This is a genomic window from Brucella sp. HL-2 (assembly GCF_025846885.2).
Classification (GTDB): Bacteria; Pseudomonadota; Alphaproteobacteria; order Rhizobiales; family Rhizobiaceae; genus Brucella; species Brucella quorumnocens.
In genome coordinates this window covers 20,095-46,530 of record NZ_JAOYTK010000007.1, presented here as the reverse complement: position 1 = coordinate 46,530, position 26,436 = coordinate 20,095, and the positions used below count along the sequence as shown (strand labels likewise).

Below are 26,436 nucleotides of genomic sequence, written 5' to 3'. Positions count from 1 at the left end.
GACGCATGGAAAATCAGAATCTATTGAATGAGCCGCTCCTGCAGCTCGGTGCTTCTTCGTTCTCGCTCGGAGATATTCTTCTGGCGGGCATTGTTGTGCTCATAGTTTGCCTTGCTATTTTCCTCATTGCGGCAGCGCGCTCAGCCCGTCTTCGGGCGGTGGCCGAAGCGCAGGCAGAAGATCGTGCCCGCGATGCGGAATATCGCATGGCCGAGATTCTGAAAGCACAGTCCGAGATGCAAGGCCGCATGCAGACCATGGCCGAAGTGTTTGGTTCGCGGCAGGCAGAACTTAATCAATCCATCCGCGAGCGTCTTGACGGCATGACGCACCGCATCGGCCAGACCATGACCGAACAGACACGCTCAACCCATGAGAATCTTGCCAAATTGCAGGAGCGCCTGGCCGTCATCGACACCGCGCAAAACAATATCCAGTCGCTCGCAGGGCAAGTGGTACAGTTGCAGGCGATCCTCGCCAACAAACAGACACGCGGCGCATTCGGCCAGTCGCGCATGGAAGCGATCATTGCCGATGGTCTGCCGCAGGGTGCCTACGAATTTCAGGCAACACTGACCAATGGCACGCGCCCTGACTGTCTGGTACGCATGCCAAACAATTCACCATCGCTGGTGATCGACGCAAAATTCCCGCTTGAAGCATGGAATTCCATGCGCGAAACGGAAAACCCGGAGGCACGCAAGGCCGCCGTTGCACAGTTCCGCCGCGACATGGAAGTGCATATCAAGGATGTGTCCGACAAATATCTCATTACCGGCGAAACGCAGGATACCGCGTTCCTGTTCGTGCCATCGGAATCGATTTTCGCGGACATTCACGAGCATTTTGAAGCGCTGATCCATCGTGCACACCGGGCGCGGATCGTCATTGTTTCACCGTCGCTGCTCATGCTGTCTATTCAGGTTATCCAATCGATCCTTAAGGACGCCCGCATGCGCGAGCAAGCCCATGTCATTCAGGGTGAAGTGGTGCGGCTGATGGAAGATGTGGGTCGTCTTGACGAGCGTGTGCGCAAGCTGCAAACCCACTTCCTGCAGGCCAATAAGGATATCGACGATATTCTGGTGTCCTCGAACAAAGTGACAAAGCGCGGTGCAAAAATCGAAGCGCTTGAATTTGGACCAGCGCCGACTGAGGAGGCCCAGCGCCCCACCCGCCAGCCAGAAACCGCCCCCACCCCAATGCGGCTGCGCGTGGTGGACGAAGACTAACAGCCCATCCAAACAAAGAAGCCCGCAAACCGCGGGCTTTTTCTATTCTGGTTTCGGCTTGCTATCTGAATGCCCAAGATCGCGATCTGGCCAGACGATATCCCGCAGGCGTTGCTTCAGAACCTTGGCTTCTGGAAAACCACCGTCACGCTTGCGTTCCCAGATAAGCTCTTCATTGCCATCGGTCATATGAACGCGAATTTCAAACACGCCACCTGTTCCGGGCCGCAGTGCCACTTCCGCCAGATCCTGCCCGAAAGTCTGCAAAAGCTCCTGCGCCAGCCACGCCGCCCGCAGCATCCAGTTGCATTGCGTGCAGTAGGTGATGGAGATGCGGGGACGTATCGACATGAACTTAACCTTTTGAACCACGGCAGGCCTTCAAGCAATTGCCCGACTTGTTAGGGTGGCGCACATCGAGCAATATCTAGCTTCCAAAGATACGCGGGGGCAAGTCATGGAAGCAACGATTTACATTCTCAAATGTGCGGATGGTTCGTATTATACGGGCCTAACCAAGCAGGATATTGAGGCTCGGATTTGGGAGCATAACCAAGGCATCTATGAAGGCTATACCAAGAAGCGACGGCCGGTGGAGTTAGTTTTCACAGAGACTTATGACCGGATCCTTGATGCAATTGCACGCGAACGCCAGATCAAAGGATGGTCGCGCGCCAAGAAAGAAGTGCTTATCGCCCTCAATTACGAAGCGTAGCCTCGAAGGACAAGGGATGGCAGGGATACACCGTAGAAGCTCACTCAAAAATATTCGGCTTTTGGCGACTTTCCCCCCGTCCTTCGAGACGCCGTTTTCAACGGCTCCTCAGGATGCGGGAAAGCGGTAGCGCTATCAAAATAAATATCCCAAAAGAAAAGGGACGCTAACGCGCCCCTATTTCATACAACAATCTTTCAACAGCCTCGGATTGGAACAGCATCGAAAGACGACACTTTCATCCGGTGCATAGGCAAAACGTTTGATCGTCCATAGCTAATCGAAAGACCAAAGGATCAATCATCGCCCATCTTAAGAGCCTGAATGAAGGCCTCTTGTGGGATTTCCACCTTGCCGAACTGGCGCATGCGCTTCTTGCCTTCCTTCTGCTTGTCCAGAAGTTTGCGCTTACGCGAAATATCGCCGCCGTAGCACTTGGCCGTCACGTCCTTACGCAGAGCCGAGATCGTCTCACGCGCAACGATGCGCCCGCCAATGGCTGCCTGAATCGGGATCTTGAACATGTGCTGCGGGATCAACTCCTTGAGCTTTTCGCAAAGCACACGACCGCGCTTCTCTGCAGCCGAACGGTGAACCAGCATCGACAACGCATCCACCGGTTCTTCGTTGACCAGGATCGACATCTTGACCAGATCACCTTCACGATAATCCGACAGATTATAGTCAAACGAGGCATAGCCCTTGGAGATCGACTTCAGACGATCATAGAAATCGAACACAACTTCATTGAGCGGCAGATCATAGGTGATCATGGCGCGCGGGCCGACATAGGTCAAATCGATCTGGAGACCGCGACGCTCCTGACAGAGCTTCATGATCGTGCCAAGATAATCATCTGGCGTCATGATGGTGGCGCGGATCCACGGCTCTTCAATCGCTTCGATCTTCACCACATCCGGCATATCGGCCGGGTTATGCAGCTCTTTCTGCGAGCCGTCCTGCATGTTCAGGCGATACACAACCGAAGGAGCTGTCGTGATCAGGTCGAGATCGAACTCGCGCTCAAGGCGTTCCTGAATGATTTCAAGATGCAGAAGCCCAAGGAAGCCACAGCGGAAGCCGAAACCGAGTGCCGCAGAGGTTTCCATTTCAAAGGAGAACGACGCATCGTTGAGACGCAGCTTGCCCATGGCAGCGCGCAAGTCTTCAAAGTCTGCCGCATCAACCGGGAACAGTCCACAGAACACGACCGGCTGCGCAGGTTTAAAGCCCGTCAGGGGCTTTTCGGTCGGACGGCGATCTTCAGTGATGGTATCACCGACGCGGGTATCAGCGACTTCTTTAATGGAAGCAGTAATAAATCCCAGTTCGCCCGGACCAAGATCTTCGACCTGCACCATTTTCGGTGTGAACACACCGGTACGTTCAACCGGATATTTCGCACCGGTTCCCATCATGCGGATGGTCTGGCCTTTTTTGAGCACACCATCGATGACGCGCACCAGAACGATAACGCCCAAGTAACTGTCATACCAGCTATCGACCAGCATCGCTTTCAGCGGCGCATTGCGGTCGCCTTCTTTCGGAGGAGGCAGCTGCTCGACGATAGCTTCAAGCACGTCAGGAATGCCAAGGCCAGTTTTGGCAGAGATCATCACGGCTTTACTGGCGTCAATGCCGATTACTTCTTCAATCTGGCTTTGAACCCGCTCTGGTTCGGCTGCCGGAAGATCAACCTTGTTCAGAACCACCACGATATCGTGATTGTTGTCGATGGCCTGATAAACATTGGCCAGCGTCTGCGCTTCAACACCCTGTGAGGCATCCACCACCAGGAGCGAACCTTCGCACGCAGCCAGCGAACGCGAGACTTCGTAGGCGAAGTCGACATGTCCGGGGGTGTCGATGAGGTTCAGCACATAGTCCTCGCCGTTCTTCGCCTTGTAGTTAAGACGAACGGTCTGGGCTTTGATAGTAATGCCGCGCTCACGCTCGATATCCATCGAGTCGAGGACCTGGTCCTTCATCTCACGCGTGTCCAGCCCGCCCGTCAATTGAATGAGGCGGTCGGCCAGCGTCGATTTGCCGTGGTCGATATGGGCGACGATCGAAAAATTGCGAATATGGTCAAGTGGTGTGCTCATGCGCGCGATTTACCAGTAAGCCGCGAAATCTCAAAGCGGTATTGCGCGTTTAATGCTGGAAAAGCGATCAGTTTCGACATCGTGACAACAAGTCCCCTTTGCGTTGTTGCCAAAAGGCGATAAATCACCGCGATAAAAGCATGCCGCAATCATATCGTCTGGCGGTATAATCAGGCTTTCATGCAGGAGTTTAGGATGAAGACCGAACCGAACGAAGTCCACAACAGGCCAAAACTGGTCACCGTTTTCGGCGGCTCTGGCTTTGTCGGGCGCGCGGTTGTAGCAAGCCTCACCAAGCGCGGCTATCGCGTGCGCGTTGCCGTGCGCAAGCCGGAAGTTGCTTATTATATGGCCCCCCTTGGCAATGTCGGCCAGATCCAGATGGTACAGGCCAATGTCCGCCATCGCTGGTCGGTCGAGCGCGCCATCATGGGTGCTGATCACGTCATCAATCTTGTCGGCATTCTTTCGGAAAGCGGCAAGCAACGTTTCAACAGCGTTCAGGTGCTGGGCGCCAAGAACATTGCGGAGGCCGCAAAAGCTGCTGGCGTTCCGATGACGCATCTCTCGTCGCTCGCAGCCGATGCCAATTCGAAGTCTGACTATGCCCGCACCAAGGCAGAAGGCGAAAAGGCGGTACTTTCGGTTCTGCCGGACACCGTTATCCTGCGTCCATCGATCATTTTTGGCCATGAAGATCGCTTCTTCAACCGCTTTGCCAATCTGGCACGTTTCTCGCCATTCCTGCCGGTCATCGGTGGTGGCGAAACAAAGCTCCAGCCGGTCTATGTCGGTGACGTCGCAGAGGCCGTTGCCCACGCAGTTGATGGCAAGCTAAAGTCAGGCAGCGTTTATGAACTGGGCGGCCCGGACGCACAGCCATTCAAGCATTGGATGAAAGATATGCTCGGCGTCATTGCCCGCAAGCGCATCATCATTTCCATGCCATGGTGGGTTGCTCGTCTGCAGGCATCGGTTCTTAGCCTTTTGCCGAACCCATTGCTCACCAACGATCAGGTGACGCTACTCAAATACGATAATGTCGTGTCGGAACAGGCTGCTAAGGAAGGCCGCACGCTTCAGGGCATGGGCATTACGCCTGAAGCCGTGGATGCAATCCTTCCAGCCTATCTCTGGCGTTATCGTGTTGCGGGTCAGTACACAAAGACCGGACTGGCCTGAGTATAGTGTGAGACCAAAAACAAGGGGCCGAAAGGCCCCTTTTCTTTTACGCTTTACAGCGGTTCCGATTAATATTGAATCGTTGGAACCGCTGTATCTATTTGTTTTTACGCATTTCCGAACGCAAAACCGGTTCCCATTTTTGCTGGAAACGCTTTAAATTCGACTTACCCCCAGATTAGCAGAGCAGCCATTCCGAGCGAGCCAACAATCAAACGCCACCAAGCGAACAGCTTGAAGCCATGGCGGGAAACATAGTCGAGCAGATGGCGCACGACGAACACGCCTGAAATAAATGCCATCACAAAGCCAACGATAATCAGCGCTCCGTCATTCATCGACAACATGCTGTGGCTCTTATAGAGGTCATAGGCAAAAGCGCCGGCCATAGTTGGCATGGCAAGGAAGAACGAAAACTCTGCTGCCGAACGCTTGTCCGCACCAAGTAAAAGGGCGCCAACAATCGTTGAACCAGAGCGCGATACGCCCGGGATCATGGCAAGACACTGGATAAAGCCAATGGCCAGACAGATCGGCAACGGATAATCCATTACATCGCGATAACGCGGCTTCAGCTCCAGCTGATCGACCCATAGAAGAATAAAACCACCGAGGATCAGCATAGCGCAGACCAGCATTGGCGTTTCAAAAAGCACGCTCTTGATAAAGCCATGGGCCATCGCGCCGATGACCGCTGCGGGCAGAAACGCCACGAGAATGCCGAGAACGAACCGACGTGTCCGCGCATCGCGCGGAAAATCGGTGAGAATTTTGATGAGCTTTGCCGAATAGACCGTCAGGATCGCAAGGATCGCGCCGAGCTGAATGAGCACCTCAAAGGTCTTGCCCGTCGATTCAAAGCCCAGAAAATGACCGACCAGCAATAAATGGCCTGTGGAGGAAACGGGGATGAATTCCGTCAAACCTTCGATGAGACCAAGAAAAGCGGCTTCCAGAAGATTATAAATTTCCATGAAGTCAGTACCTTAGGGAGGTGATCAGGATGAAAATGGCGTGTCTTGACGAGCTGTTAAGCATGAAAATGCAAGAATAGGCACTTAAGCGATTGCTTGTCTCCCGCAGGCATAGCCCTTATAGACTAAACATTCCGTTGAGGTGGTTCGAATCGCCTGACTGCAGAAATAACCTGCTGTCAGCGCAAATGCCAGCCGCTGGGCCTCTACGGGTATCAATTAAAGCTTGTCAGTCGAGAGTACCGCGTCGATTATGCTTACGCTTTTTCATCATCCCATGTCTTCAGGCTCGCGCTATGTGCGGCTTATCCTCGGCGAATATGATGTGGAAGCCGAACTGATTGAGGAGCGACCATGGTCGCGGCGTAAAGAGTTTCTAGCGCTCAACCCGGCCGCAACATTGCCCGTTCTGCTCGCAGAACGCGACCTGCCGGTTGTCGGTGCGACAGTCATTGCAGAATATCTCGACGAGACGCGTGGCGCATTGAAGCGCAGTCGCCGCCTGCTGCCTGAAAGTCCGATGGAGCGCGCAGAAGTGCGCCGTCTTGTCGACTGGTTCCTGCTGAAATTTGAAAACGAAGTCACGCGACATATTGCACGCGAACGTGTGTTCAAGCTTCAAATGGCCGACGAAATGGGCGGTAGTGCACCTGACTCAACGGCTATTCGCGCAGCCCGTACCAATATCCGTCAGCACATGAAATATATCGATTGGCTTGCTGCAACACGGGACTGGCTTGCTGGTGGTCATCCGAGTTATGCTGACATGGCAGCAGCAGCATCAATCTCCGTGCTCGACTATCTCGGCGAAATCGAGTGGAGCGAAACCAAGGCCGCACGCGACTGGTATGCACGTATGAAATCGCGCCCAGCCTTCCGTCCTCTGCTCTCCGATCGTGTGCGCGGACTAGCACCAGTGGCCCATTATGGCGACCTCGACTTCTGAGACAAAACAGGTTTCTGGACAGGTTTCGGAAAAGGATCTCAAGCTCAAGCGCTTTCTCATTGAGGAAGCGAAAGCTGTAGGTTTCGACGCGGTCGCTTTCACTACACCCGACACTATCCCACAAGCACCGCAGCGACTTCGGCAATATATCGCCGATGGCCATCACGCGGACATGCTCTGGATGGAGGAAACAGAAGACCGCCGTGCCAATCCAAGTGTATTGTGGCCGGAAGTCCGCTCGATCATGATCCTTGCCATGAATTATGGTCCGGACAGCAATCCGCTCAGCATTCTTGAACATAAAGACCGGGCGGCAATTTCGGTCTATGCGCAGAACCGCGATTACCACGACATCATCAAGGGTAAACTCAAGCATGTGGCGAGCCGTTTTGCGGCCCGCGCTAGTCAGGATGTCAAGGTCTTCGTCGACACCGCACCCGTTATGGAAAAGCCATTGGCGGAAGCTGCCGGTATTGGCTGGCAAGGCAAACACACCAATCTAGTGAGCCGCGAACACGGCTCGTGGCTTTTTCTCGGCTCAATTTTTACGACCGCAGAAATTCCACCCGATAAGCCTGACCGCGATCATTGCGGTTCCTGCCGTGCCTGTCTTGATGCCTGTCCGACGAATGCGTTTCCCTCGCCCTATCGGATCGATGCGCGACGCTGCATTTCCTATCTCACCATTGAGAATAAGGGCCCGATCCCACCCGAGTTCCGCAAATCGATGGGCAATCGCATCTATGGTTGTGACGACTGCCTGTCGGTATGTCCCTGGAATAAATTCGCTCAAGCAACCAGCGAAATGAAGCTGAAAGCCCGTGACGATCTCAAAGCCCCTCGTCTTGCCGATTTTCTGGTTCTTGACGACCCGGCTTTTCGCACGCTGTTTTCTGGCTCTCCAGTCAAACGGATTGGACGCGACCGCTTCTTACGCAATGTGCTGATCGCAGCGGGCAATTCACAAGATCCGTCGCTACTGGCTCAGGTCGAAAATCTGCTTGGAGACACCTCCCCCGTTGTACGTGGTGCAGCAGTCTGGGCATTCAGGCAGCTCGCCACCACAGAACGTTTCACAATTTTGCAGAAACGTCTGGCCTCAAGCGAAGAGGATGATACGGTGCGCGAAGAATGGATATTGGAGGACAGCTGACATGCGCATTTTTCTGTTTGGAGCCGGTTATTCTGCTCAGGCTTTTTCCCGCCTGATGACCGGAGAGGCAGAACGCATCGATGGCACCACCCGTAACGAGCAAAACTTCCCAACGCTGGAAAAAGCAGGCATCGCGCCCATTATTTTTGATGGTGAAGGCGCCTCCCCAGAACTGATCGACCGACTTGCGAAAGCAACACACGTTGTTATCTCGATCTCGCCTCGCGAAAGCGGCGATCCTTCTTTAGCAATCGTCGAAGAAGCGCTTCGTCGTCCTGACAACACGATCCGCTGGATCGGCTATCTTTCTACCGTCGGTGTGTATGGCAATCACGATGGCAACTGGATCGATGAAACCGCCCCACGCGGACCCACTTCGCGCCGGTCGCTTGAGCGCGTTGAAGCAGAAGATGCATGGGATGCTTTAAGCGAACGGCACGGGACACCGGTCGCACTTTTGCGTCTGTCCGGCATTTACGGTCCGGGACGCAATGCCTTTGTTAATCTGGAGCGCGGTACGGCACGACGGATCATCAAGGAGGATCAGGTCTTCAACCGTATCCATGTCGATGACATTGCCGGAACGCTACGTTTTCTGGCAGGCACCAATACAGGTGGCGCTTTCAACATCACCGATAATGAGCCTGCACCGCCACAGGATGTGGTGGTCTACGCAGCCGAGTTGATGGGCGTTGCACCTCCGCCAGAAGTTCCATTTGAGGAAGCGGACATGACGCCGATGGCGCGCTCTTTCTATGGTGAAAACAAGCGCATTTCCAACCAGCGCATCAAAGATCTCGGCTATGATTTCATCCATCCCGATTATAAAGCCGCTTTTTCCGCCATGTGGCGAGACAATAATTGGCGCTAACGCATGTCTCCCCAAAATGGGCGTCGGTTTTGGCGTGAAGACATGCGTAAAATGAGTAGTTGATTGCCGTTTTGACGAACGCAAAGCATAATCCGGCCCATCCGCTCGAATGATTCGAGCAAAAGTTTTTATGGGAAATTGCCCATGGCAAAGAGATCCAGCTCGAAATTCTGGCCGCGTCTTGTTCTGGCAACCTGTCTTGCGGCAATGATCGCCCCGGACTTTGTAACGCAGGCCTTAGCTCAGGACGCCCCTGCCAAGCAGGCATTCGGCAGCAAACAGCTGCCGGTTCTGGCGCAATCACCGCAATCCATCGGCTTTTATGCCAAGGGCTGTCTTTCCGGTGGTGTTGCCCTCCCTATCGATGGCCCCAACTGGCAGGTCATGCGGCTTTCTCGCAATCGCAACTGGGGACACCCGCGCACAATTGGCCTGCTGGAAAAACTATCCCGCGATGCAGCAAAAGACGGCTGGCCCGGTCTTCTGGTCGGCGACATTTCTCAGCCGCGTGGCGGCCCAATGCTGACAGGCCATGCTTCGCATCAGGTCGGACTTGATGCGGATATCTGGTTGACGCCAATGCCAAAGAAACGCTTCACCGATGCAGAACGTGAAAGTGTGTCCGCTGTGTCCATGCTGAAAAAGGATTCGCTATACGTCGATCCGCAGAAATGGACCCCTGCCCGCACGGCACTCATCAGGCACGCAGCCAGCTATCCGGAAGTCGAGCGCATCTTCGTCCACCCCGGCATCAAGAAGCAGCTTTGCGATACAGTGACAGGCGACCGTAGCTGGCTTGGCAAAGTCCGTCCCTATTGGGGGCATTTCTATCATTTTCATGTGAGATTGCATTGTCAGCCCGGATCGCCCGACTGCAAGCCACAGCCCAAGGTGGCGGCAGGTGATGGTTGCGACAAATCGCTGGCGTGGTGGTTTACCGACGAGCCTTGGAAGCCTGCAAAGCCATCCAAAGAACCTCCGAAGAAGCCAAAGCCGGTTATGGTTTCAGACTTGCCAAAAGCCTGTGCCGCAGTGCTCAATGGTCCGTCGCCGGATTCGATTGCGGACGTGATTTATGGTGCGAATTAAAGCAGTTCTCAAAAAATAGAAAACATGCTTTTCACTTAATCATGGCTTCGCTATAGGGTTTAAACGATTTAAAGTTCAAATGACAAGGTTATCAATCTCATGACAGAACGTCTGCGCATTGCTTTGATCGCTCATGACCTGAAGAAAGACGAGATGGTCGCGTTTGCGCGTACGCATGAGAAAGCCTTGTCACACTACGATATCGTTGCGACCGGAACGACAGGCGGCCTCATCCAAGAGGCCTGCCCTTCGCTCAATATCCATCGTGTCAAAAGCGGACCGCTTGGCGGCGATCAGCAGATCGGCGCAATGATTGCCGAAGGAACGGTGCAGGCATTGATATTCTTCATCGACCCGCTATCGCCACTTCCACATGATGTCGACGTGAAAGCGCTGACACGCCTCGGCAGTGTTTATGACATCCCAATGGCGCTTAATCCCGCAACCGCTGAAAAGCTGGTAAGAGTGCTGGATTAACCAGCATATTCAGATAAGCCCGCAAACAATAAGAACAGACGAAGCAGCAAGGCAGACCATGATTGACGCTGACCAGAGTTTCAAGTTTCCCGTCCTCGTCGGCGATATCGGTGGAACCAATGCGCGCTTTGCGCTCCTGGTTGATGCCCATGCGGAACCCAAAGAGTTCCCCGTGGTCCAGACAGCTGATTATGCAACGATTGACGATGCAATCGAGAAAACGGTCCTCTATCACACGTCCTTACGCCCCCGCTCAACTATTCTGGCTGTTGCAGGCCCTGTTGATGGTGATGAAATCGACTTGACCAATTGCGACTGGGTGGTTCGCCCCAAACAATTGATCGCAAACTTAGGCTTTGAGGACGTCACCGTTCTCAATGATTTTGAAGCTCAGGCGCTCGCTGTCGTTTCGATCGGCAAGGAATATCTGCACCAGATCGGCGGCCACGACGAAGAGCTCGTCGCCACACGCGTAGTGCTTGGTCCAGGAACCGGTCTTGGCGTTGCTGGCCTTGTGCGCACTGGCAAGGCCTGGGTTCCAGTTCCCGGCGAAGGTGGACATATCGATATCGGCCCCCGCAGCGAGCGCGATTATCAGGTTTTCCCGCATATCGAACCAATCGAAGGCCGCATCGCTGCAGAGCAAATTCTTTGCGGACGCGGTCTGCGCAATCTCTATCTCGCAATCTGCACCGCAGATAAGATAACGCCAGTTCTCGACACACCGCCGGAGATCACGGCCGCAGGTCTTGATGGTAGCAATGCACAGGCAGTCGAAACACTTGATCTTTTCGTGACCTATCTCGGCAGACTGGCAGGCGACCTTGCGCTGATCTACAAGGCGCATGGCGGCGTCTATCTGTCTGGCGGCATCCCGCAGCGCATTCTGCCTGCTTTGCAAGCAGGCTCGTTCCGAGCAGCCTTTGAAGACAAAGCCCCTCATACACATTTTATGCGGGATATTCCGGTTCGCGTCGTTGTGCATCCGCTTGCAGCACTGAGCGGACTTTCTGCATTTGCGCGTGCACCGTCCCGATTTGAGGTTTCCACCGATGGTCGCCGCTGGCGTATCAGCTAAGCGGCTTCGCTATCGCAGGCATGGTCAAGCGACAAAGATAACGCTATAGAAGCGCTGCAATGAAAACACTCATTGCAGCCTTTTGTCGTTTCCAGTCCAAAGAGACACGCGAAAATGCAAGATCAACGACAGCCAACGGCTGCTAGATAAAAAGCACTTTGCCCGTGAGCCTATTCAAAAAGAAAAAGAAGAAGATCGATCCGAGCGAAGCGACGCGTGCCATTCGCCGCATGCTATCGGAAAATGCGCATCAGTATAAAACAAGCTATGCCATAGCTATTGCCGCCTCTCTTATCGTCGGCGTTTCAAATGGTGCGCTCGCCTATCTTATGAAGCCGATGATCGACAAGATTTTCTACGAACAGAAAATCGGTCTCATCTGGGTCATCTGTGGCGCGATCCTCGGCATTTTCGTGCTGCGCGGCCTTTCCAGCTATATTCAGGCGGTCGAGCTTGCAAAGATCGGTAACAATCTGGTCGCGCGCTATCAGAAGCGCATCTTCGATCACTTGCTCAGGCTTGGATTAGATTTTTACAACGACACGCGTTCGGGTCATCTAGCAGCTCAGATCAACCAGAACGTCAATGGTATTCGCGACCTCCTGAACATGACGATCACATCGATTGCGCGGGATTTCGTCGCGCTTATCGGCCTGATCGGCATGATGTTCTATACAGACCCGTTCATGTCGACTGTGGTCTTTCTGGTCGGGCCACCGCTCGTTCTCGCAGTTTCTTATATTTCTCGCCGCATCAGGTCTGTCACCCGCGATCTCGTGCACCTCAACTCCCATCTTCTGGGAGCTATGCAGGAAACCGTGCAGGGCATTTCCATCGTGAAGGCCTTCACCATGGAAGACCAGCTTCGCGGCAAGATAAGCACGCTGATCGATCAGGCAGAAAACAGAAGCAACAAGATCGCGCGCGTATCAGAACGCACCACGCCGATTGCCGAAATTCTGGCCGGTTTCGCTATCGCAGGCGTTTTGGCCTATAGCGGCTACAATGCGATCCTCAATCAGCAGCCTCCGGGCGCGATGTTTGCCTTCATCACTGCGCTACTTCTGGCATACGACCCTGCCCGCCGTCTGGCACGTTTGCAGGTCGGACTGGAACGTGCGCTTGTGAATGCACGCATGATCTATGAAGTGTTGGATATCGAACCCAATCAGGGTGACGCGCCTGATGCCATTGCGCTCAAGGCTGGTCCTGGCGAAATTGATTTCCAGAATGTGCACTTCGCCTATAGCGATATCGCACCAGTTCTGCATGGTGTGAACTTTACAGCCAGGGCAGGCGAAACCACCGCTATCGTGGGGGCGTCGGGTGCCGGCAAATCGACCCTCATCAGTCTCGTGCAACGCTTTTACGATGTCACCGATGGACAAATCCTGTTCGACGGACAAGACATCTCAAAAGTCACGAAAGAGTCGCTGCGCCATTCCGTGGCTTATGTATCGCAGCAGCCTTATCTTTTTGAAGGCACAATCGCCGATAATATCCGCTATGGACGCCCCAATGCGACGCTGGATGAAATCGTCGAGGCAGCAAAGCTTGCCAATGCACATGAGTTCATTCTTCAACAACCGCAGGGCTATGATACTCCGGTCGGCGAAAATGGCGTGACGCTTTCCGGCGGCCAGCGTCAGCGTGTATCCATTGCTCGCGCGATCGTGCGTAAAGCACCCGTACTGCTGCTCGATGAAGCGACTTCCGCACTTGATAATGAGTCCGAGAAGCGTGTGCAGCAGGCGCTTGATCACATCATGCAGGATCGTACGACTATCGTCATCGCGCATCGTCTTTCCACCGTCGTCAATGCCGACCGCATTGTCGTGATGGAAGCCGGATATGTTGTCGAGGAAGGCCGCCACAACGACCTGATCAAGATACCAAATGGCGTCTATGCCCGCTTCTATCAGCTTCAGAGCGGCAAGGATGACATGCTCATCGGAAAGACTGGCTCGGAGGAAACGTCGAATGGCTGAGAACGCTGAAATGGGCCTTGTGGTCGTGGGGGCAAATGGTCGTATGGGACAGGCTCTCATCCGCGCCATCCATGCTATCGACGGTGCGCGGTTGTCCGGTGCCATTGCGCGCCCTGGTTCCCCATTTCTTGGAAAAGATGCTGGCGAAGTTGCAGGTGTCGGCAATCTCGGCGTCGCAATCACCGACGATCCGCTGCCGGTTTTTGTCAAAGCGCAAGGTGTGCTCGATTTCACCACCCCTGCAACCACAGTGAATTATGCAGCGCTCGCAGCACAGGCCCGCATCGTCCATATCATTGGCACCACAGGTGTTTCCTCTGAAGACGAAGAAAAAATTCTTGCTGCCGCGCGCCATGCGACAATCGTCAAATCCGGCAATATGAGTCTGGGCGTCAATCTTCTGTCTGGTTTGATCAAGAAGGCAGCTCAAGCACTTGGTCCTGAAGATTTCGACATCGAGATCCTCGAAATGCATCACAAGCACAAGGTCGACGCGCCATCAGGCACTGCTCTTCTGTTGGGTGAGGCAGCGGCCCAAGGAAGAGCCATCAATCTTGCTGAAAAGAGCGTGCGCGTACGCGATGGTCATACGGGCCCGCGCGAGGAAGGCACGATTGGTTTTGCGACGTTACGCGGCGGCTCCGTTATCGGAGACCACGAAGTCATTCTGGCTGGCGAAGGAGAGCGTATCACCCTCTCTCACCATGCTCAGGATCGCACAATCTTTGCGCGAGGTGCGGTGAAAGCGGCACTTTGGGCGCATGACAAGAAACCCGGCCTTTATTCCATGCTCGATGTTCTCGGGCTTAACGACTGATCTGTTATTTTCATCCCAACGGAGTGCTGCGATGTCTCGTACCCTCGTCCTGGTCCGCCACGGCCAAAGCGAATGGAACCTGAAGAACCTTTTTACTGGCTGGCGTGATCCGGGCCTTACCGAACAAGGCCATGCGGAAGCCAAAGCCGCTGGTCAGCGCCTGAAGGCTGCGGGTCTCAAGTTCGATCTCGCATACACGTCGGTCCTGTCGCGCGCGCAGGTCACCTGCCAGCACATTCTTGACGAACTCGGCCAGTCCGATCTCGAAACCATCCGCGATCAGGCTCTCAACGAACGCGACTATGGCGACCTCTCGGGGCTCAACAAAGACGACGCACGTGCAAAATGGGGAGAAGAGCAGGTCCATATCTGGCGCCGCTCTTATGACGTTCCTCCTCCGGGCGGCGAAAGCCTGAAGGATACCGGCGCACGCGTCTGGCCTTATTACCTGCACACCATCCAGCCACATGTGCTGCGTGGCAAAACCATTCTGGTTGCAGCCCACGGCAATTCGCTGCGTGCGCTTATCATGGCGCTTGATGGCCTGACACCGGAAGAGATTCTCAAGCAGGAACTCAACACCGGCGTTCCGATCATCTACAAGCTGAACGCCGATTCGACTGTCGCTTCCAAGGAAGTGCTTTCCGCATAATGAATTTTCGGGCGCAGATGCATCTATGCACTGCGCCCGAATTCCAGTTTTAGGACCGATGCGCTAGGCTTTTTCTGCATTCGAAACAGCAATGTGAAAAAAAGCTGATTGAATCTCGAAAACGCGATTGACAGAGTGAGGCCTACCCCTTAGATCGATCCTCGTCGCCCAGATGGCGGAATTGGTAGACGCACCAGCTTCAGGTGCTGGCGCTCGCAAGGGCGTGGAGGTTCGAGTCCTCTTCTGGGCACCATTTCCAAGTCTTCAGACCACTACCAAGGTCGAGAAGCACCCCAAAAAGCCCGCGAAAGCGGGCTTTTTTGTTGCCCAAATTTCCGCTGACAGTTTCCTTTCACCAAGAGCGTAGCAACTTTATCAACAGGCACAAAACGACCTGTGAGCACCGCTTCTTGAATATGAATGAAACCGAAAATCAACGGTTTCAAACTAGACCGGGCACAGGTGGATAGGCTTAAATCACTGCCATGTCGGGCTGATGGAAACGGGGGTGTCTTCGATCAAAAGACACGCGCCGTCTCTATCCTTTTCTCTCGCATTTCAAGCTTTCCGGCTTCCTGCTCAACGAGCAAGTTTCCCGAACGTTTGAGTTCGAAATACAAAGAAAATGAATAACATGAAGAAGCAAGCACTCTCGCTCATCGCCGTGGTGGCAATTGCTCTGGCAGCATCGGGATGTCAGTCGACAGACCGTAAGGATCGTGATTGGGGCAATAACAAATCGGACGCACCAAGCCGTTCCGCCCCTTCGCATTCTGCGTAACAGTTTGTCCTGCCGTACTATTGGGAAATTGAACCCTGAAAAAGAAAAAGGCCGGGCAATTAGCCGGCCTTTTTGCGCTATTATCAGTGCTGGTACATCCGCAGTCACGACAACAGCTATGGCCCTATAGTGAGCAGGATTGGTTAATAAATAGTTAACCGACTATCGCTTCATTGCCCCACAATGCTTTGGGCCTTGCCACATGCGAGAACTCCGCGCATCCTTCGTCTGCGCAATGCGATTTGAAGGACAAATCAGATGGATCAACCTGCCTACGATCTTGAGTTTGGGGAGATAATCCGCTGGCTTAGGCAGCATGGTCTCATTCTGCAATCAGACCTCGAAGGGAATACTGAACTCTCAACGCGTGCGGAACGGATCGGTCGTAAACGTCGTCGTGAGGCTGAGCAGACAAACGAATGAAGCATTGAGCCAAAAGTGCGAAACAGCTTTGCGTGAGGCCAATGCATAAAAATAAACAGTGAGACGCGGCCAACGATTCAATCTTAACTGGAGCCGCTCCAATTGGATCAAAAAGCTTAATAACCAGAACAATATCAGCCTGAGATAAAGCAAGAGGGGGAGAAAAATGCGTCGCAAAGGCTTGCTCGATTTCGGAAGAAATGGCCTGTTTTACCGGCTGTTTCTGGTAAGCGCGATTTGCGCCGTGTTAAGCAGCGTGCTGAGCCAGAATGGGGAAATACCCTTCTGGCGTTGGTTACATTATCTGACCAAGCCCACCGCAACATTACTGCTGCTTTGTGCGATCTGGTGCGCTCCGCGCCTCATCTCAAAAAGCTATGGATTTGCAATCGCGCTAGGGTTGGCCTTTGCCGCCGCTGGTGATTTCTTTTTGATGCTGCCGGGCGATTATTTTTTGGTCGGGCTGATCTGTTTCCTCATCACCCACTGCATTTACATTTATGCATTGTGTCGCAAGACGCGCTTTGCTGAAAACAAACTCGTTTTCCTGATTTTCGCCGTCCTCGCAATTGCAATTATCGCAGGCCTGTGGACTTCTCTGCCGTCGGCAATGAAAGTTCCGGTTGTCATTTATGCAACCGCAATTGGCGTGATGGCCGCGCAGGCCGTTAGTCGTGCACTTTCAGACAAACTCTCACCCACCTTGCGCTATAGCGCGACACTCGCGGCTGCGGGTGGTCTGTTCTTCATGGTAAGCGACACGCTGCTCGCCTTTAACCGTTTCTATACATCAATCCCCCTCGCCGGGCTTTGGGTGCTCAGCACCTATTATGTGGCACAATTCCTTTTTGCACGCTCAACGGAGAACTTTGCCTATGAGCGCTGATCAAGCCGTTTCATCACAGCAAACATTGCAAACGACTTTCCAACGCCTGCGGCAAAACTGGATCGATCATCGCCCACCTTTTGAACAGCGCATTGATGACCTGCGTCGCCTGCGTAAGCTGCTTCATGAACGTCTCGATGGTATGGCAAAAGCCATCAATGCGGATTTCGGAAACCGTTCGGTTCATGAAACGCTGTTGGGTGAAGCAAGCGTCGTGTTCGCCGAGATTGACCACACACTGCATCACCTCAAGCGATGGATGAAACCACAGCATCGCAAGGCTGGCTGGAAACTCTGGCCAGCAAAAGCAGAACTGCGCTTTGTGCCTCTTGGCGTGGTTGGTATCATTTCGCCGTGGAATTATCCGGTCAATCTTGCACTCGCGCCCCTTGTGGCGGCAATAGCTGCTGGAAACCACGTGTTCCTGAAACCCTCAGAGCACACGCCACATACGTCCGAATTCCTGCAAAAACTGATTGCCGACGCTTTTCCGGATGATCGGGCAACGGTCATTCTTGGTGACGCTGGTCTTTCTGCAGAGTTTTCCGCCCTGCCCTTCGATCACCTGTTCTTCACAGGATCGACGGCTGTCGGTCGCAAGATCATGAAAGCAGCTGCAGAAAACCTCACACCGGTAACGCTGGAGCTGGGTGGCAAATCGCCAGCGATCATCAGCGATCACAGCAACCTTAAACGTGCGGCCAGCTCTATCGCCACTGGCAAATACTTCAATGCAGGTCAAACCTGCATTGCTCCCGATTACGTGCTGATCCATCAAAGCAAACGCGATGCATTCATTGCTTTGCTACGAGAAGAAACACAGAAGCGTTATAATGGCACATCGGCTGAAAACGACCGCACGACTATCATCAATGATATGCAATATGCGCGTCTTTCCAATCTGTTGCATGACGCGGAAGATAAAAGCGAAGCCATCATCCCGCTTCTGAATGCCTCTGCCGCTGCAAGCCATCCACGCCTGATGACACCAACCGCAATCCTTGAGCCAGCGCCGACCAGCGCAATCATGAGCGAAGAGATTTTTGGCCCCTTGTTGCCGATCATCAGCTATCGATCAATTGATGAGGCAATCGCTTATGTTTTGGGGCAGGAGCGACCACTGGCGCTTTATTGCTTCAGCGACAATACCGCTGAAATCGACACTGTGCTTTCTCATGTCGTTGCAGGCGGTGTCTGTATCAATGACACCCTCTACCATTTCGCCTGTGGGGATTTACCTTTTGGTGGCGTGGGCCATAGCGGCATAGGACACTATCACGGCAAAGACGGCTTCCTGACCTTTTCCAAGGCTATGCCGGTTCTGACGAAATATACGCCTGCATCAACGGACATGATCAAGCCGCCTTATACCGGGCTTGTCGACCGGATTGTCCGCTTCATCACACGATAGACCAAGTGAGAACACAAACTTCTCAGCAATCTGTGATCCGCAAATACTGTTCAAACTGCAAAATGCCCTATTTATATGGGTATCCAGACAGTTCTAGAGCATGCCTCCCAAAGCGGGAACCGATTTTGGGATAAAGACATGCGTAAAAACAAATAGATAGAGCATTTCTAACGATTCATCTTAGATAGGAAATGCTCTAGCTAACCACATGGGGCAGCAAGCGGGTGCAGAAGAAAAAAGACCCAGGTCGAATTTCCAAAAAGATACTGACGGCCATCCGGAATCGACCGGGTTTCAGGCCGCTTCACACCAACGTCACTGAAGGCGATATCGTTATTGCGTCCTATAACGTGCACAAGTGCATTGGTGTCGACAAGATCTTCGACCCTCAGCGCACTGCCGATGTCATCAGTGAAATCGACGCAGACGTGATTGCCTTGCAAGAGGCAGACAAGCGCTTTGGCGAGCGTTCCGGTCTGCTTGATCTTGGCCTGCTCGAAAAACGCCACGGCCTCGTCCCAGTACCAATTACCTCAACCATGCCGAAAGGCCATGGCTGGCACGGCAACGTGCTGCTTTTTCGCGAAGGCGTGGTCCGCAATGTCCGTCAACTGTCGCTTCCAGGTGTAGAACCGCGTGGAGCGCTCGTCGCGGACCTGCAATTTGCATCAGGCCCCTTGCGAGTCATTGCCGCCCATCTCGGGCTTTTGAAACGCTCACGCGAACAGCAGGCAGAAAGCATTCTTTCAGCCCTGCAGGAAGCCGATACATTACCGACACTATTGATCGGTGATCTCAATGAATGGCGCGTTGGCAAGCGTTCGTCGCTGGCCTCGCTCATGCCAATGTTCAACCATGTGGCGACGGCAGTACCAAGCTTTCCCTCGCGCTTTCCGGTGTTTGCGCTCGATCGGGTTCTCGGTACGCCACATAATCTGGTAACAGCTGTTGAAGTCCATAATACGCCACTGGCGCGCACGGCCTCTGACCATCTGCCAATCAAGGCGCATCTTGATCTCAAGACAGCCGCGCAGCTTCTGGAAGAGTTCAACCCTTCTCTATTGACGAGTAACTCGAGTTCGGACAGCTAGTGGTCTGATTCCGACATTTGCATCCCTCGGATACAGGCATCGGACAAATGTCGGAATCAAGCAGACCACTAGCAAGTTTAAGAACCTAGTGGATTTTTCAAATTTGACGTTTGAAACAGCATGTGTGTCAATTGGGATTCAAACGTCAAATTCAATCCACTAGAGCAGTCCGGTTGGGATTGAACTTTGGAACGGCTCCAGAGCACATCGCCCAAAAGTGGGAGCCGGTTATTGGATAAAAACATGCGTAAAACAAATAGTGAGACGCATGTCTAACGATTCATCTTAAACAGGAAATACTCTAGAGATAAGGCGAGCCGAGCCAGATAATCCGGTCAATGAGGCGCTCATAGAAGGGGCGGTTTTTGAGCCGTGTCAGGTTCACTTCACGGCTCACATCAATCACCTTGCCGATACGTTCTTCCACCTGCAGCGCGATATCGCGATCAAGGATTTCCATGTCGACCTCGAAGTTCAGTCGCAAGGAACGCGCGTCGAGATTGGACGAGCCGACATAGGACCATGCGCCGTCAATCGTCATCAGCTTGGAATGATTGAAGGCGCCGCCCGCCCGCCATATACGGCAACCACCTTTAAGCAGCTGATCGAACTGCGCTCGCATGGCGCGATCCACGAGTTTCAGGTTATTAACGCCAGGAACAACGACATCCACCGACACACCGCGCCGCGCCGCAGTGACCAGCGCACTGATGAGTTCACGATCTGGCAGAAGATAGGGCGACATAATCAGGATATGCTCCTGAGCAATCGAAAATGCGCCCATCATCATGCGGTGATTGGTTTCAATGTTCTTGTCCGGCCCTGAACCAACCACACGGATCAGCTTACCTGTGCCAGGTGGATCCTTTGGTGCAGCAATGCTCCAGGCGTCGCCCGTCAGCAATTCACCAGTCGCAAAGCGCCAGTCCTCGGATGCAACATAGAAAAGATCGGCGATTGCCGGGCCTTCAACGCGAAAATGCGTGTCAAACGCAACCGCATCACCCGCAATGGCTTTCACAAAGCCAGCACGGATATTCATGCCGCCCGTGAATGCCAGCTTGCCATCGACAATCAGAATTTTACGGTGCGTGCGCAAATTGGCATAAGGCAAACGTAGTCCCATGATGATGTTGCCATTGAACACATCAACAGAAATGTCTTTTTCTTTCAGCAAGTTGACAATGCTTGGAATGGAATAACGCGCGCCGACCGCATCCACTAGAACCCGCACTTCCACACCGCGTTTGACCGCCTCACCCAAGGCATCGGCAAACTGCTCGCCAATGGCGTCACGGTCAAAAATATAAGTCTCCAGCATGATGCTGCGCTCGGCCTTACGGATGGCTTCGAGCATTTCGGCATAGGCTTCGTCGCCGGTCTCCAGCATCCTGATGTTGTTGCCGCTCGTGAAATCATAAAGGCTGACAGTGTCGCCAAGGATTTTCATTGCTCCGAACTGCCGACCAAAAGCAGCGCGCACAAGATCATTCGTCGTGTCAAAATGCGAGAGATGGTAAAGCGCAATATTCCCCATATTGTCGCGCTGATGGCCGAGCGTGCTGCGTCGGATGCGATTTACACCCGCCAGCGCATAGACCACCGCTCCAACGATTGGGGAAAGTACGATGACGCCGACCCAGCCAAGTGCCGTTCGCACCTCATCTTTAGTCATCGTCGCGTGAATAGCTGCTATCGCTCCGAGAACGATCGACAGGACCGCCAGAATATGTGGCCAATAGTGTGAAACCAGATCAAACATCGGACCGACTTTAGAGCATTTCCGGCAAAACTGCGAAGCGGTTTTGCGTGGGATAATGCATAAAAACAAACAATTAGAGCGGTTCGAAAGATTCACTCTTAACGGAATCCGCTCGAGCCAAACAAGTTATTACAGCAAAGACATATCGTGTTCCTGAGTTTACTCCAACAGGAGATTTGTCACCCTTTTAGGGAGCGATTCACATCTCTGGCTAAATCTGCTGATTGCCTTATATTGTTGATCGGGAATGCAAATTGAGGGACATCTTATGGCAACTGCACAGAATGACTTTAATCGCTCTACCCTTCCAGCCGAAGTTTCAGCCAAGTGGGGCTGGTTCATCGCACTCGGCGTCGCACTTCTGATCCTTGGCGGCATCGCTCTCGGCAATCTCGTGCTGGCGACAGTCGTTTCCGTCTACTATGTGGGCATCATGATGCTGGTTGCAGGCGTCATCGAAATCATCCACGCCTTTGGTGTGAAAACATGGGGCGGCTTCTTCTTCTGGCTCCTCAGTGGTCTGCTTTATGCGGCCGCAGGCATCGTGGCTTTCGTCAATCCGATTCTGGCTGCTGGCGTTCTGACCTTCCTACTGGCGGCAGCACTTCTGGGCGCGGGCGCATTCCGCATCTGGTTAGGCTTTAAGTCTAAACCCGCAGCCGGTTGGGGCTGGATTGTAGCAGCGGGCATTATCACGGTTTTGGCGGGTCTCGTCATTGCACTGCAATGGCCCGTCAATAGCCTGTTTATCCTTGGCCTGTTTCTGGCTATCGATCTTATTTTCCAGGGTTGGTCGTTCATCGCTTTCGGCCTTGGTATCAAGAGCCGATAAAGGACCTTAAAAGCGGCGTGCTACACGCCGCTTTTTCATTTCAACTCGACCTTTTGACTAATGACTGCTAGATGCTGCGCAACATCTTCGCGGCGCGTGTTTTTGCGCAGCCCATCACTTCGCAATTACGAGTTTCTTTATATGCCCGCTCAAGACCATCCAGTTTCCAAGCGCCGCACATTCGCGATCATCGCGCACCCGGACGCCGGTAAGACCACGCTCACCGAAAAATTGCTGCTGTTTGGCGGCGCTATTCAGCTTGCCGGTGAAGTGAAGGCCAAGAAAGACCGCATCCAGACCCGTTCGGACTGGATGAACATCGAACGCGATCGCGGTATCTCCGTCGTCACCTCCGTGATGACGTTTGAGTACAAGGATTGCATCTTCAACCTGCTCGATACGCCAGGCCACGAAGACTTTGCCGACGACACCTATCGCACGCTGACCGCAGTCGATAGCGCGGTCATGGTGATTGATGCCGCCAAGGGTATCGAACCACGTACGTTGAAGCTCTTCGAAGTGTGTCGTATGCGCGATATTCCTATCGTCACCTTCATCAACAAGATGGACCGTGAAGCACGCGACCCGCTCGAAATTCTTGATGAGATCGAAGAGAAGCTGGCGCTCGATACCGCCCCAATCACCTGGCCAATCGGTTCGGGTAAAAGCTTTGCTGGCACCTACGATCTGCACAACAACACTGTGCGTCAAAAAGATGCCGAAGAGCAGCCAACCAAGGTTAGTGGACCAGAGGAAGCAGCCAAGCTTCTGCCGGAAAATGAACGTCAGGCGTGGATCGACAGCCTCGAACTGGCGCAGGGTGTTTGTCGCCCGTTCGATCTCGAATCCTTCCGCGAAGGTCATATGACGCCGGTTTATTTCGGCTCGGCACTAAAAAATTATGGCGTGCGCGATCTAATCGAAGCCTTCTGCGATTTCGGCCCTTCCCCGCGTGACCAGCAGGCCGATAGCCGCATGGTGGGTGCGACCGAAGCAAAAATGACGGGCTTCGTGTTCAAGATTCAGGCTAATATGGACCCTAACCATCGCGACCGTATCGCATTCCTGCGCGTTTGCTCCGGCACGCTTTCACGCGGGATGAAGGCCAAGCTGGTACGCACCGGCAAGCCGATGAGCCTTTCGGCACCGCAATTCTTCTTTGCCCGTTCGCGCCAGATTGCGGACGAAGCTTTTGCAGGCGATGTGGTAGGCATTCCCAACCACGGCACCTTACGCATTGGCGATACGCTGACCGAGGGCGAGGACATTCTGTTCCGCGGCGTACCGAACTTTGCGCCAGAAATCTTGCGTCGTGTGCGTCTTGATGATGCCATGAAGGCCAAGAAGCTGCGTGAAGCACTTCAGCAGATGGCGGAAGAAGGCGTCGTCCAGCTTTTCGTACCAGACGATGGTTCTCCAGCAATCGTCGGCGTTGTCGGTGCGCTTCAGATCGACGTTCTGACCGAACGCCTCAAGATCGAATATTCGCTGCCGGTCGGATTTGAAATGTCGCGCTTCTCGATTTGTCGATGGATCACGGCAGACGATCCGGCGGAACTGGATCGCTTCATTGCATCCCATCGCGCAGATATCGCACACGATCTTGACAATGATCCGGTATTCCTCGCGCAGAATGGTTTCTCGCTGAATTATGAAGCTGAGCGCTGGAAGGCGATCCGCTTTGCCACAATCAAAGATTATCAGGTGCGCGATAACGCCTGACGTCATGGTGAGTTATGATCGATCCTGTTTTGGTTGCCCTAAGCCTGCCTAATGTACTCACGCAGTATCTGGTAGATTATCGCAGCCAACAGGACGAACTGGGGCGTTCAACGGCCACAGTTCTGTTCCTCAACCACCCCGAAAAAGAACCGCTGGTTCTGAAGATCGAGCCGACAAGCCCCGTTGGTGAACTGGCTGATGAAGCAGCCCGACTTGAGTGGCTTGCCAGTCAGCAAATCATTTGTCCAAGCATCGTTTGCTTTGAGCAGGAGCAAGATCGTAGTTTTCTCCTGATGACGCGGCTTCCCGGCGCGGACCTTGCGTCTTGCGTTGGAAACCACCCACCCGAGCGCATCGTCGAAATTCTCGCCAAAGCACTAAAGCGGATGCACGCGAGTGATCCGGCGTCATGTCCATTTGATCATCGGCTCGACATCCGTATCGAAGATGCCCAAAAGCGGGTGATTGCGGGCGCTGTCGATGAAGACGACTTTGACGATGACCGTGCAGGGCAATCTGCCAAGGACTTGTTTGTAGAACTTTGCAGCCTCAAACCCGCATGTGAGGATATTGTTGTTACCCATGGCGACGCTTGTCTGCCCAACTTCATGGCAGACGGTGATGTTTTCGCAGGCTACATCGACTGTGGCCGACTAGGCCTTGCCGATCGCCATCAGGATCTGGCACTTGCCTGCTGGAGCATACATTATAATCTTGGCGAGCAATGGATTAAGCCATTCCTCGACATCTATGATGGTCCGGCAATAGACGAAACAAAGATCACCTTTTATCGTCTGTTGGATGAGTTCTTTTAGACGGCCAGCCTCACGTTCCCGACGAGACGTTTGGGATGGGCTCTAATGCCCAGTCTCGGCCCGTTCACCAATTTTCAGATGGTGCAACTTCTGCGGATTGCGGATCAGATAAATCCCCCGGATCAGTCCATCCTCAATTTCCAAAGCTGCCACTTGCGGCAAGCCATCCGCTTCCAGACTCATATGACCCGGCAGTCCGTCAAACAGTGCAAAATGACGAATGGCTGGCACAAGACCGTCGGCCTTGCGAGCGATGCCGTCATAGAAACGCATGATCTTCTCGCGACCGAAAATCGGGTTGAGCGCTGCATTACGAATACCGCCACCATCCGAATACATCACGACATCTTCCGCTAACAGGCTCTGCAGCGTTGTCATGTCGCCGCTGCGGGAAGCCTGAAAGAAAGCCTCTGCAATTGTTCGGCCACGGCCTTCCGCTACAGCATAACGTGGGCGACCGCTGCGTACATGGTCGCGCGCACGCCTCGCAAGCTGCCGACATGCCGCCGCATCGCGATCAAGCACCCGCCCCACTTCATCAAAGCCGACATCGAAAACATCATGCAGAAGAAACGCCGCACGCTCCAGTGGCGACAGCCGGTCGAGAGCCAGCATCAGCGTCAATGTAATATCGTCGCTGCGATCTTCTTCTTCCTCGACAAGCGGCTCTGGCAGCCAGGTGCCCGGATAGGTTTCGCGACGCACGCGAGCCGATTTGAGATGATCCAGTGCAAGACGGCTCGTCACCTGTACCAACCAACCTTCCGGCTCGCGGATTGCTTTCCGATCGGCAGCGCTCCAGCGTAACCATGCATCCTGCACAATATCTTCGGCTTCGGCATGCGTGCCGACCATACGATAGGCGATGCGGGTGAGACGAGGCCGTAAGGCCTCGAACACATCCGCATCTTTCATTTGTGGCTCAAGCGGCGGCTGCATCAGACTTGACCGGGTGCACAAGACGCAAACCAACCGCGATGCGGTTCCACGCATTGATGGTGGTGATCAGCATGGTAAGATTCACAATCTCCTCGTCAGTGAAATGCGCTTTCAATGCATCGAAATCCTTGTCTGGCGCACCCGTCTGGGCGAGCAGCGTGAGTGCATCTGTCCAGGCAAGCGCTGCCCGTTCACGTGCATTATAAAGCGGCGACTCCCGCCATGCAGCAACCAGATAAAGACGTTCTTCAGTTTCACCAGCCTTACGAGCATCGCTCGTATGCATATAAATGCAATAAGCACAGCCATTGATCTGAGAAGCGCGGATTTTCACCAGTTCATAGAGGCTATATTCAAGCCCGCTGGCCGCAACGCGCTTTTCCAGTTCCACCATTGCCTGCATGATTTGCGGGGCGAATGTATAAGGGGCAAGTCTCTGTTCCATGATGTCTTCTCCTTGAAGTTGACGACCGCTTTTGTCGTTCATCATCAAGA

General features: G+C 53.6%; 26 protein-coding genes and 1 tRNA gene. 21 read left to right on the top strand and 6 right to left on the bottom strand.

Annotation, left to right across the window (positions count from 1 at the left end; translation table 11 throughout):
* Positions 1-5 precede the first annotated feature (5 nt).
* Entirely contained in the window at positions 6-1,232 is a 1,227-nt protein-coding gene (locus OIV19_RS11035) for a DNA recombination protein RmuC (RefSeq protein ID WP_264231668.1), read from the top strand.
* A 42-nt stretch (positions 1,233-1,274) separates the two neighbouring features.
* Here the strand turns inward: OIV19_RS11035 and OIV19_RS11030 are convergent, their stop codons facing one another.
* On the bottom strand, positions 1,275-1,583 hold the full coding sequence (locus tag OIV19_RS11030) for a SelT/SelW/SelH family protein (protein WP_264231667.1): 309 nt from the start codon (positions 1,581-1,583) through the stop codon (positions 1,275-1,277).
* 37 nt (positions 1,584-1,620) lie between these two features.
* On the opposite strand from OIV19_RS11030, the gene OIV19_RS11025 reads away from it, so the two are divergent.
* A complete protein-coding gene (locus OIV19_RS11025; protein WP_264231707.1) occupies positions 1,621-1,947 on the top strand; it encodes a GIY-YIG nuclease family protein in 327 nt (108 codons plus the stop codon).
* Between the two features lie 296 nt (positions 1,948-2,243).
* Here OIV19_RS11025 and lepA read toward each other — a convergent pair whose 3' ends face one another.
* On the bottom strand, positions 2,244-4,052 hold the full coding sequence (gene lepA / locus OIV19_RS11020; RefSeq protein WP_191793554.1) for a translation elongation factor 4: 1,809 nt from the start codon (positions 4,050-4,052) through the stop codon (positions 2,244-2,246).
* Positions 4,053-4,247: 195 nt separating this feature from the next.
* Between lepA and OIV19_RS11015 the strand changes: the two genes are divergently transcribed.
* A complete protein-coding gene (locus tag OIV19_RS11015) occupies positions 4,248-5,234 on the top strand; it encodes a complex I NDUFA9 subunit family protein (protein WP_264231666.1) in 987 nt (328 codons plus the stop codon).
* Positions 5,235-5,401: 167 nt separating this feature from the next.
* Here the strand turns inward: OIV19_RS11015 and OIV19_RS11010 are convergent, their stop codons facing one another.
* On the bottom strand, positions 5,402-6,208 hold the full coding sequence (locus OIV19_RS11010; RefSeq protein WP_095447257.1) for an undecaprenyl-diphosphate phosphatase: 807 nt from the start codon (positions 6,206-6,208) through the stop codon (positions 5,402-5,404).
* A gap of 253 nt (positions 6,209-6,461) precedes the next feature.
* On the opposite strand from OIV19_RS11010, the gene OIV19_RS11005 reads away from it, so the two are divergent.
* The 15 genes from OIV19_RS11005 to OIV19_RS10935 all read left to right on the top strand — a co-directional run bounded on the left by OIV19_RS11005 (position 6,462) and on the right by OIV19_RS10935 (position 19,871).
* A complete protein-coding gene (locus OIV19_RS11005; protein WP_024899239.1) occupies positions 6,462-7,154 on the top strand; it encodes a glutathione S-transferase family protein in 693 nt (230 codons plus the stop codon).
* On the top strand, positions 7,135-8,307 hold the full coding sequence (gene queG / locus OIV19_RS11000) for a tRNA epoxyqueuosine(34) reductase QueG (RefSeq protein ID WP_264231665.1): 1,173 nt from the start codon (positions 7,135-7,137) through the stop codon (positions 8,305-8,307). The genes OIV19_RS11005 and queG overlap by 20 nt, the downstream gene beginning before the upstream one ends.
* 1 nt (position 8,308) lies before the next feature.
* Positions 8,309-9,178: an SDR family oxidoreductase gene (locus OIV19_RS10995; protein ID WP_264231664.1), complete on the top strand. Its 870-nt coding sequence runs from the start codon at positions 8,309-8,311 to the stop codon at positions 9,176-9,178.
* A gap of 144 nt (positions 9,179-9,322) precedes the next feature.
* Positions 9,323-10,267 carry a penicillin-insensitive murein endopeptidase gene (gene mepA / locus OIV19_RS10990; RefSeq protein ID WP_095447260.1) on the top strand — a complete coding sequence of 315 codons (945 nt, stop codon included), beginning with the start codon at positions 9,323-9,325 and terminating at the stop codon, positions 10,265-10,267.
* A 99-nt stretch (positions 10,268-10,366) separates the two neighbouring features.
* On the top strand, positions 10,367-10,744 hold the full coding sequence (locus OIV19_RS10985; RefSeq protein ID WP_064320996.1) for a methylglyoxal synthase: 378 nt from the start codon (positions 10,367-10,369) through the stop codon (positions 10,742-10,744).
* A gap of 58 nt (positions 10,745-10,802) precedes the next feature.
* Positions 10,803-11,822, top strand: coding sequence for a glucokinase (locus OIV19_RS10980; RefSeq protein ID WP_264231663.1), 1,020 nt, complete (start codon positions 10,803-10,805; stop codon positions 11,820-11,822).
* Between the two features lie 164 nt (positions 11,823-11,986).
* A complete protein-coding gene (locus tag OIV19_RS10975; RefSeq protein WP_264231662.1) occupies positions 11,987-13,810 on the top strand; it encodes an ABC transporter ATP-binding protein in 1,824 nt (607 codons plus the stop codon).
* Positions 13,803-14,627 carry a 4-hydroxy-tetrahydrodipicolinate reductase gene (dapB, locus tag OIV19_RS10970; RefSeq protein ID WP_264231661.1) on the top strand — a complete coding sequence of 275 codons (825 nt, stop codon included), beginning with the start codon at positions 13,803-13,805 and terminating at the stop codon, positions 14,625-14,627. The genes OIV19_RS10975 and dapB overlap by 8 nt, the downstream gene beginning before the upstream one ends.
* A 31-nt stretch (positions 14,628-14,658) precedes the next feature.
* Positions 14,659-15,279 (top strand): 2,3-bisphosphoglycerate-dependent phosphoglycerate mutase, encoded by a 621-nt coding sequence (locus OIV19_RS10965; RefSeq protein WP_264231660.1) that lies wholly within the window; start codon positions 14,659-14,661, stop codon positions 15,277-15,279.
* Between the two features lie 166 nt (positions 15,280-15,445).
* Positions 15,446-15,532 (top strand) — tRNA-Leu (locus OIV19_RS10960).
* A gap of 381 nt (positions 15,533-15,913) precedes the next feature.
* Entirely contained in the window at positions 15,914-16,060 is a 147-nt protein-coding gene (locus OIV19_RS10955) for a hypothetical protein (RefSeq protein WP_191793549.1), read from the top strand.
* Between the two features lie 258 nt (positions 16,061-16,318).
* Complete coding sequence (locus OIV19_RS10950) at positions 16,319-16,483, top strand: hypothetical protein (protein ID WP_157743471.1); 165 nt, start codon at positions 16,319-16,321, stop codon at positions 16,481-16,483.
* 166 nt (positions 16,484-16,649) lie between these two features.
* Entirely contained in the window at positions 16,650-17,369 is a 720-nt protein-coding gene (locus tag OIV19_RS10945) for a lysoplasmalogenase (RefSeq protein ID WP_095447265.1), read from the top strand.
* Positions 17,359-18,780: a coniferyl aldehyde dehydrogenase gene (locus tag OIV19_RS10940; protein ID WP_264231659.1), complete on the top strand. Its 1,422-nt coding sequence runs from the start codon at positions 17,359-17,361 to the stop codon at positions 18,778-18,780. The genes OIV19_RS10945 and OIV19_RS10940 overlap by 11 nt, the downstream gene beginning before the upstream one ends.
* A gap of 224 nt (positions 18,781-19,004) precedes the next feature.
* Positions 19,005-19,871, top strand: coding sequence for an endonuclease/exonuclease/phosphatase family protein (locus OIV19_RS10935; protein WP_095447267.1), 867 nt, complete (start codon positions 19,005-19,007; stop codon positions 19,869-19,871).
* A 301-nt stretch (positions 19,872-20,172) separates the two neighbouring features.
* On the opposite strand, the gene cls is transcribed toward OIV19_RS10935, so the two are convergent.
* Entirely contained in the window at positions 20,173-21,633 is a 1,461-nt protein-coding gene (gene cls, locus OIV19_RS10930; RefSeq protein WP_264231658.1) for a cardiolipin synthase, read from the bottom strand.
* Between the two features lie 268 nt (positions 21,634-21,901).
* Here cls and OIV19_RS10925 point away from each other — a divergent pair, with 268 nt between their 5' ends.
* From OIV19_RS10925 to OIV19_RS10915, 3 genes are all read left to right on the top strand, one after another.
* Complete coding sequence (locus tag OIV19_RS10925) at positions 21,902-22,465, top strand: HdeD family acid-resistance protein (RefSeq protein WP_095447269.1); 564 nt, start codon at positions 21,902-21,904, stop codon at positions 22,463-22,465.
* Between the two features lie 141 nt (positions 22,466-22,606).
* Positions 22,607-24,187, top strand: a complete 1,581-nt coding sequence (locus tag OIV19_RS10920) for a peptide chain release factor 3 (RefSeq protein ID WP_095447967.1) — start codon at positions 22,607-22,609, stop codon at positions 24,185-24,187.
* A 14-nt stretch (positions 24,188-24,201) separates the two neighbouring features.
* Positions 24,202-25,002, top strand: a complete 801-nt coding sequence (locus OIV19_RS10915) for an APH(3')-II family aminoglycoside O-phosphotransferase (RefSeq protein ID WP_264231657.1) — start codon at positions 24,202-24,204, stop codon at positions 25,000-25,002.
* 42 nt (positions 25,003-25,044) lie between these two features.
* Here OIV19_RS10915 and OIV19_RS10910 read toward each other — a convergent pair whose 3' ends face one another.
* Positions 25,045-25,941, bottom strand: coding sequence for a sigma-70 family RNA polymerase sigma factor (locus tag OIV19_RS10910; protein WP_498831043.1), 897 nt, complete (start codon positions 25,939-25,941; stop codon positions 25,045-25,047).
* Positions 25,925-26,386: a carboxymuconolactone decarboxylase family protein gene (locus tag OIV19_RS10905; RefSeq protein WP_264231655.1), complete on the bottom strand. Its 462-nt coding sequence runs from the start codon at positions 26,384-26,386 to the stop codon at positions 25,925-25,927. Before OIV19_RS10905 ends, OIV19_RS10910 begins: the two co-directional genes overlap by 17 nt.
* Positions 26,387-26,436 lie beyond the last annotated feature (50 nt).